The organism is Massilia sp. P2_C2 (assembly GCF_056404615.1).
Window position 1 is genome coordinate 1 of sequence record NZ_JBFUDR010000297.1, and the last position, 7,663, is coordinate 7,663.

Consider the following 7,663-nt stretch of genomic DNA (forward strand, 5'->3'; position numbering starts at 1 on the left):
GACCTGCACCAGCCGGATGTCGGCGATGCCCTTCTCGGCCATGAACATCAGCACGCGGCGCGGGCTCGGCGCGCGGCTGCTCGTGTACAGTTTCATGGATCTCCTCCTTGCGATTGTGTGCCGCCGATCATACCGCAGCTGTCCGCTTGTTCATTTGACAGTCCGCGCCGTTTCCCCGTAGATTGGCGGATTGCCCGCGCGCGCCCATCCCATCCGACGCGCGGGTCCGACGTACATACTCGACAGGATGTCCATGCACCGCACTCTACTCTCCGCCGCCGTCGCGCTGACCCTCGCGACCGCGCCTCTCGTGCACGCCAGYGCCGCGCCTACCCGCGCCCGCGCGGGCGCGCCGGCCAGCGTTGATACCACCACCCAACTGCCGCGCGGGGTCGTCCCGACGCATTACCAGGTCTCGCTGACGCCGGACGCGGCCGCCGCAACGTTCAGCGCGCATACCGTCGTCACGATCAACGTCGCCAAGGCGACGAACACGATCACGCTGAACGCGGCCGACCTCAAATTTTCCAAAGTGACGCTGGCCCCGGCCGCCGGTGGCGCCGGACAGGAGGCGACAGTTGCCGTCGACGCGGATGCGCAGACGGCCACGTTCACGTTCGCCCGCCCCGTCGCGGCGGGCATGTATCACCTGGCGATGGACTACACGGGCGTGATCGGCACGCAGGCCGTCGGCCTGTTCTCGCTGGACTATCCCGGCGCGAACGGCAAACAGGCACGGGCGCTGTACACACAGTTCGAGAACTCGGACGCGCGCCGCATGATCCCGTCGTGGGACGAGCCCGCGTACAAGGCCAGCTTCGCGCTGGACGTCGTCGTGCCGGCCAGCCAGATGGCCGTCAGCAACATGCCCGCGACGACCACGGCGCCACTGCCGGACGGCCGCAAGCGCGTGACGTTCGCGACGACGCCGAAGATGTCGACCTATCTGCTGTTCTTCGCGCTCGGCGACTTCGAACGGGCGAGCGCGAAGGTGGACGGCGTCGACGTCGGCGTCGTCACCCGTCGCGGCGCGCTGGCGCAGGCCCAATTCGCGCTCGAGGCGCAGCAGGCCATCCTGCGCGAATACAACGATTACTTTGGCGTGCGCTACCCGCTGCCCAAGCTGGACAACGTGGCCGGCGCGGGCCGCAGCCAGTTCTTCAGCGCGATGGAGAACTGGGGGGCGATCTTCACGTTCGAATACGCGCTGCTGCTCGACCCGGCCATCTCCACCCAGCACGACCGCCAGGAAATCTTCGTCACCGCCGCGCACGAGATGGCGCACCAGTGGTTCGGCGACCTCGTCACGATGCGCTGGTGGGACGATCTGTGGCTGAACGAAGGCTTCGCGTCGTGGATGGAAAGCCGCATGACGACACGCCTGCATCCGGAGTGGAATGCCCAGCTGGGCGCCGTCGCCACGCGGGAATCGGCCATGCGCCGCGATTCCGTGGCCGGCACGCACCCCGTCGTGCAGCACGTGGAGACGGTCGAGCAGGCCAGCCAGGCCTTCGACGAGATCACGTATTCGAAGGGCGAATCCGTCATCCGCATGCTGGAAGCCTATGTGGGCGAGAACGCGTGGAGGAATGGCGTGCGCGCGTACATGAAGGCCCATGCGTACGGCAACACGGTGTCGGACGACCTGTGGAAGCAGATCGAGAAGGCGGCCGGCAAGCCCGTCACCGCGATTGCCCACGATTTCACCCTGCAGCCGGGGGTACCGCTGATCCAGGTCGGCGAGCCCGAATGCCGCAACGGCAATACCACCGTGGCGCTGACGCAGGCCGAATTCGCGCGCGACCAGCCAGGCAAAGCCCCGCTCGCCTGGCGCGTGCCCGTCATCGCGCAAATCGCCGGCAATGCGAAACAGGCGACGACGCTCGTGGCCGGCGGCAAGGGGACGCTCACGCTGCCGGGCTGTGGGGCCGTCATCGTCAACGCGGGCCAGAGCGGCTACTACCGCACGCTGTACACGGCGGCCGACTTCGCCCGGCTGGCGCAAGGCTTCGCGACGCTGGCCCCCATCGACCAGATCGGCCTGCTCGCGGACAGCAGCGCGCTGGGCCTGGCCGGCCTGCAGCCGGCATCGAGCATGCTGGACCTCGTGAAGGCGACGCCGGCCTGCGCCGATCCGGCCGTGTGGACCCGTATCGCGGGCATGCTGGACGGCCTGCATGCGCGCTATGGCGAACAGGTGCGCGGCGGCGACGATACGCGCCAGCGCCGCTTCGACGCGTTCGCGATCGGCCGGCTGGCACCGCTGATGGCGCAGGTCGGCTGGAACGCGCGACCGGGCGAACCGACCGCCGTCGCCAACCTGCGCGAACAGCTGATCGTCGTGCTGAGCGACCTGGGCGACGCGAACATCATCGCCGAGGCGCGCCGCCGCTACACGGCGCTGGCTACGATTCCTTCCGCCGTGCCGGGCCCGCTGCGCAAGACCGTGATGGGCGTCGTCACCCTGCACGCCGATGCCGCCACCTGGGACCAGTTGCGCACGGCGGCGCGCAACGAGACGAATCCGCTCGTGCGCGACCAGCGCTACGCCCTGCTGGCCGCGACGGAAGACCGCGCGCTCGCCATGCGCGCCCTGCAGCTTGCCCTCACGGACGAGCCGGGCCTGACGATCAGCGCCGCAATGATCGCGGAAGTGGCCGCGCGCTACCCGGACATGGCGTTCGACTTCGCCATCGCGAACCTGGCGAAGATCAACGAGCGCGTGGACGCCAGCTCGCGCAGCCGCTACCTGGCACGCCTGGCGACGGGGTCGTCGGACCCGGCCATGGTCGGCAAGCTGGGCGCGTACGCGGAAGCGAACCTGGCGCCGACCTCGCGCGGCGACGTCGAGGCGGCCGTCGCGGCCATCAAGGATCGCATCCAGGTGAATGCGGCGCGGTTGCCGGAGATCGATGGGTGGCTGAAAGAGAATGCCGGCCAGGTGTTCGGGAGCTTCTGCGCGGCAAGGCAGTTACATATCTAACTTTGGCTCATCCAACAGCTTGGCCTTGTATGCCATCAGTTCGTCAGGTGGCACATCGAATCGCTTGAGCCACTCCTCCGCCGACCAGCCAATCAGGCGGGGCTCGCTCCCTGAAGAGGCATAGTGCAGTTGCACTTCCGGGGTCCGGACGGGCTGCAGCAGCATGTCCGGGAGCACCATCCGCGCAGGAAGAGGTTCATCCGCCGGCGCCGCCTCGGGCCGCGGGCCAGCCTGGATAACGACGCCGGTGCCATAATCGAAAAGACGGAACCAGTCCATCGGCAACTCGGACTGGACGGTGGATTCACCACCAATCTTCTCCAGGTATTCTCGGTTGATGGCCGTGAGCCAGCTGACCGTCTTGAGTCCCAGGTGAGCGTTGGCGGCGCCGGCGACCAGGTTCCCTGCGTCAAACCCTCGTAATTTCGAGGCCAGAAATGCCTCGAACGCCTGGTTCTCGTCATAGCGCAAGGCCGACAGATTCAGACTATGGCCGGCATAGCCATGTGCTGCACGCAGGAACTTGGCGCAGTCAACGAAAAGCTTCTGGAATGCGGCCGGGTGTTCCTCAACAAATAGCAGCGGTACCGAAAATCGCATGCCGCACAGGCCCCAGCCACCCATTTCCGAGCGCCAGGCCGGGAGACCGATGACCTGGAACTCCCACGGTCCGGCGTCGTGAGCTTGCTTGCCGCTGGTGTAGTAGAAGCTCACCGCGTCATCCGTGTCCAGCCTGGACAGCATAGTCTTGAGCGGCTTTGCCTTGGCGGTGGCCATTTTGCTCGGCCCCTCTGGTGGATCTTCCCGGAAGAGCCAGGTCAACTCAGGGTTGGCTGTCGCCTGATACACCTCGAAGCACTCGCTGATTGCATCGCGCACGGCGGGCAGGTGCGCATCTGTGAAGAAGAGTGTGCCGGCGATGGCTGGTACGCAGCCCACGTAATTTTGTGGGCCCTGCTTCGTTAAAAAGCCCCCAGGCACATTCAGGGCCGCCGGGTTTGTACGCATCAACTCGACGGGGTCGAACGGTAAATCGCTCATATCTTGTCCTCAATACACCGGCACGCCACCCGGCGGCGGCCGCTTCATCACAACCGTGTAAATTATGCCGAGAATCGCGGCAGCGGGTCCCAGCTGTTCGACGGGCACCTTCGACGGCTTCGGTTCGGGGTGATCGCAGTCGCATTCCTTGAGGTCCAGCGGCACCATCTTCGTTCGGTCACCGGCGATGGTGATGTAGTCCTGGCGCTGCCCGAGTCCATAGGTATCGTCGGGGAACTTCATCTCGACCACCTGCTTGATATTGTCCTGCGTGGGCGGGATCGACGGGTCCTTGACGATGACCACGTCAGGACGCCGCGTATAACCCCGGCCGGCTTTGTACGGCTGCGGCCGGGTCGGGTCTTTTGGCCAGAGCGTCTTCGTCCAGCCAGGCCAGAGCTCTCTGCCTTTAGTTGGAATCTCCCTGTCAAGGAACGGCATCGGCGGACGCTTCGTCATGTCGTAGGTGTACTCGGCCTTGTATGGACTGGTGTGCTTGAGCGCCGCGTCGAGCGCTTTGAGCCGGCCGGATACGCACTCTTGCTTCAACCGGCGCCCGTCGGCGCCTATATTCGGCTGTGTCTGGCATTGGCACATCGCCGAGCAGAGGACCTTCTTGTCGGACGGGTCTAGCTTAGGTTTGCCAAGCGGCACAACGGTCGTCGAGCCCTCTGGCGACATGTCACCGACGGCCATTGGCACCTTCCCGTTACTCGGAGGGCTTGTCGGGCCCGTCACGCTTGACCGTCCTCGGCAAGGTCGAACGCCAAGGCCTCCCGCACGTCTCGCGCCACCCATTCCGTGCATCCGTTTTCGTCAGTAATGCCTTTGAGAGATTGGCCATTGGTCGAACGTATGCGGACGGTTTGATTGCGTACCGGTTCACCTGTGACGGCGTCGACCAGCTGGAACCGACCTCGGAAACGTTCCGTTCCGGTGCCCGCAGGTTCATCCTGGTAGCGGCCGGCAAGCGTTTTGGAAATGAATCCGAACCCGGCCAGCAGATTAGCAGGCGCCCCCCCGCCTGAAACAGCTGGCGCGGCGGCATCGACTGGGGCTGTCCGGCTAAGTGTCTGACTGGAGATGAGCACAGCGCCACAGGCTGTTTTGCATCCATCGTACGCCACCGCACGGCCTTCGGTGCGAAACCCGTTATCGCCTTGAGCGATGGGGAACACTCCCTTACAGCGCGGGCACGATACCATGTCGCCGACGCGGGCCCATCCCTTTCCGTCCGTGGATGAGATCTGAGAAGAGGTGATAACGGTGCCGCCGTGACTCGTTTTGTCACCGATGACGATAATGGCTTTCAAAGTTGCCTCCGCTACTCGTTGTGCGAAACGAAATATTACACTTTTGGCAGTGTGGCAACCTTACAGAATCGCACACGGAAGTACACGCAACAGAAAAATCCGGCGGCGCTGGCGGTAACGTCGCGGGGGCGAGGAGCTGGAAATTCACCGCATTTATTGAATGCCGTGTGGAGATACCCCCCCTGACGAAAGATCGCGATCGCCGTCACGGGACCGTGACCTTCCCGCGCCGCCGCGCAGTGAGCCACGCATCGAGCCGCTGGGCCGCACCAGGCGCCACATGCAGACCCAGCTTCGTGCGGCGCCACAGGATGTCGTCAGCGCACAAGGCCCATTCCTGGCGCACGAGGTAGTCCGCCTCGACCTCGTACAGGCACGGCACGATTTCCTCGCCCAGGTCGGCCCGCGTGCGGCAATGGGCCAGCAGCGTGGACAGCCGCGTGCCGTAGCTGCGGGCATAGCGCGCCAGCAGGCCTTCCGGCAGCCAGGAAAACTGCTGGCGCCGCGTGCGCACCCAGGCGTCGTATTCCAGCACGGCGCGCGCGATCGGCACCTTGCCGTACAAATCGCCGCCCGGCAGGCAGGCCTGCGCCGTCCATGCCGGCAACTGGCGGCCGAGGACGGGGCCGATCCAGTCGACGGCCTGCTCGGCCAGCTTGCGGAACGTCGTCACCTTGCCCCCGAACACGGACAGCAGCGGCGCCCCGCCTGCCGTGTCGCGCTCGAAGCGGTAGTCGCGGCTCGCGCTGGAGGCATTCCCGCCGCCGTCGGCGATCAGCGGGCGCACGCCCGAGTAACTCCACACCACCTCGGCAGGCGTGGTGCGGCGCTCGAAGCAGCGGTTCGCGGCGTCGCACAGATAGGCCGTCTCGGCGGCACTGATGCTAACCCGGTCGAGATCACGCCGATCATGGTTTCCATGCGGGTCGACGGCGTCGTAGTCGACGTCCGTCGTGCCGACCAGCGTGAAGGCGCCCTCGTACGGCAGCGCGAACACGATGCGGCCGTCCGGCTGTTGCAGCAGGAACGCGTGGTCGCCGTCGAACAGGCGCGGCACGACGATGTGGCTGCCCTTGACGAGGCGCATCGGGTGCGCCGGCCCGGCCCCCGTCGCCTGCAGGAAGCTGGCCGCCCACGGTCCGGCCGCGTTCACGAGGCAGCGCGCGTGCACGTGCGATGTGCCGTCGGGCCCGTGCAGTTCGGCATCCCAGCGTTTGCCTTCGCGCTGCACCCGCACGCAGCGCGTGCGCGTGAGAATGGTCGCGCCCCGCTCGCGCGCATCGAGGGCCGCCAGCACGACGAGGCGCGCGTCGTCGACCCAGGCGTCGGAATAGGCGAACGCGCGCACGTAATGCTTTTGCAGCGCCGTGCCGGCCGGGCTCGCGCGCAGGGGCACCGTGCCGGACGGCGGCAGGAAATCGCGCGGCGCGAGGTGGTCGTACAGGAACAGGCCGGCACGGATCATCCAGGCGGGCCGCTGGCCCGCGCCTTTGCCCATGAGGCCGGCCGCCTGCGGCATCAAAAAGCGCAGCGGACGGATGATGTGCGGCGCGCTTTTGAGCAGCACTTCGCGCTCGGCCAGCGCCTTGCGCACGAGGCCGAAATGGTATTGCTCCRGATAGCGCAGGCCGCCATGGATCAGCTTGCTGGACGCGGACGACGTGTGCTGCGCCAGGTCGTCCTTTTCGCACAGGACGACGGACAGGCCGCGCCCGGCCGCGTCGCGCGCGATCCCGGCGCCGTTGATGCCGCCGCCGACGACGAGAACGTCGCAATCGATACGTTTGGCAATGTCTCGCATATCCACCACACTCCTGTACGCCGGGATCCCGCCCGGCCGCAGCCTACTATAATCCGTGAACGACGCTCTGTGTTCGGCCGCATCAATCCGGCCGGAGTCGGCCTGCCGGCCGTGTAGAATCGGTCCATGACCACTGTTGCGATGCGCGCCTGGGTCCGCATGCCGTCCGGCAAGCGGCTCGATCTCCTCAATCCAACGCCGTTCGACTGGGACGACAGCGACCTGGCCCTCGGCCTCGCGCGCACCTATCGCTGGGGCGGCCACTCGGCCTGGCCGCTGCCGCTGTCCGTGGCCCAGCATTCCCTGGCCGTGATGCTGCTGCGCAGTGCCGCCGCGCCGGCGCCGCTGGCGCCCGTCGTCCTGTTGCGCGAACTGTTGCACGATGCCGAGGAAGGCCTGCTCGGCTTCGATGCCGTCTCGCCCATCAAGCCCTTCCTCGGCGACGGTTTCCGCGCCCTCACTCGCCGCCTCGAACAGGCCGTGTTCCTGCGCTACCGCCTGCCCGCCTGGACGCCGGCCGAGCAT

Annotated in this window: 5 protein-coding genes and 1 pseudogene; 2 read left to right on the plus strand and 4 right to left on the minus strand. The window is 66.5% G+C overall.

Translation table 11 applies throughout. The features are described from left to right. Window positions 1-253 precede the first annotated feature (253 nt). A complete protein-coding gene (locus AC1DYX_RS25110; RefSeq protein WP_477263936.1) occupies window positions 254-2,983 on the plus strand; it encodes a M1 family metallopeptidase in 2,730 nt (909 codons plus the stop codon). Here AC1DYX_RS25110 and AC1DYX_RS25115 read toward each other — a convergent pair. The 4 genes from AC1DYX_RS25115 to glpD form a co-directional block, all read right to left on the minus strand. Continuing rightward, window positions 2,972-4,024 carry a type VI immunity family protein gene (locus tag AC1DYX_RS25115; protein WP_477263938.1) on the minus strand — a complete coding sequence of 351 codons (1,053 nt, stop codon included), beginning with the start codon at window positions 4,022-4,024 and terminating at the stop codon, window positions 2,972-2,974. The genes AC1DYX_RS25110 and AC1DYX_RS25115 overlap by 12 nt on opposite strands. Before the next feature lie 9 nt (window positions 4,025-4,033). After that, window positions 4,034-4,720: a VRR-NUC domain-containing protein gene (locus AC1DYX_RS25120; protein WP_477263940.1), complete on the minus strand. Its 687-nt coding sequence runs from the start codon at window positions 4,718-4,720 to the stop codon at window positions 4,034-4,036. 38 nt (window positions 4,721-4,758) lie between these two features. Continuing rightward, the gene (locus tag AC1DYX_RS25125) at window positions 4,759-5,337 is read right to left on the minus strand and encodes a PAAR domain-containing protein (protein ID WP_477263942.1); all 579 of its coding nucleotides are present in this window, start codon (window positions 5,335-5,337) and stop codon (window positions 4,759-4,761) included. Window positions 5,338-5,542: 205 nt separating this feature from the next. Then, window positions 5,543-7,138, minus strand: a complete 1,596-nt coding sequence (gene glpD / locus AC1DYX_RS25130; RefSeq protein WP_477263944.1) for a glycerol-3-phosphate dehydrogenase — start codon at window positions 7,136-7,138, stop codon at window positions 5,543-5,545. Between the two features lie 126 nt (window positions 7,139-7,264). Here glpD and AC1DYX_RS25135 point away from each other — a divergent pair. After that, a pseudogene (locus AC1DYX_RS25135) lies at window positions 7,265-7,663 on the plus strand (phosphohydrolase); the annotation flags it as partial.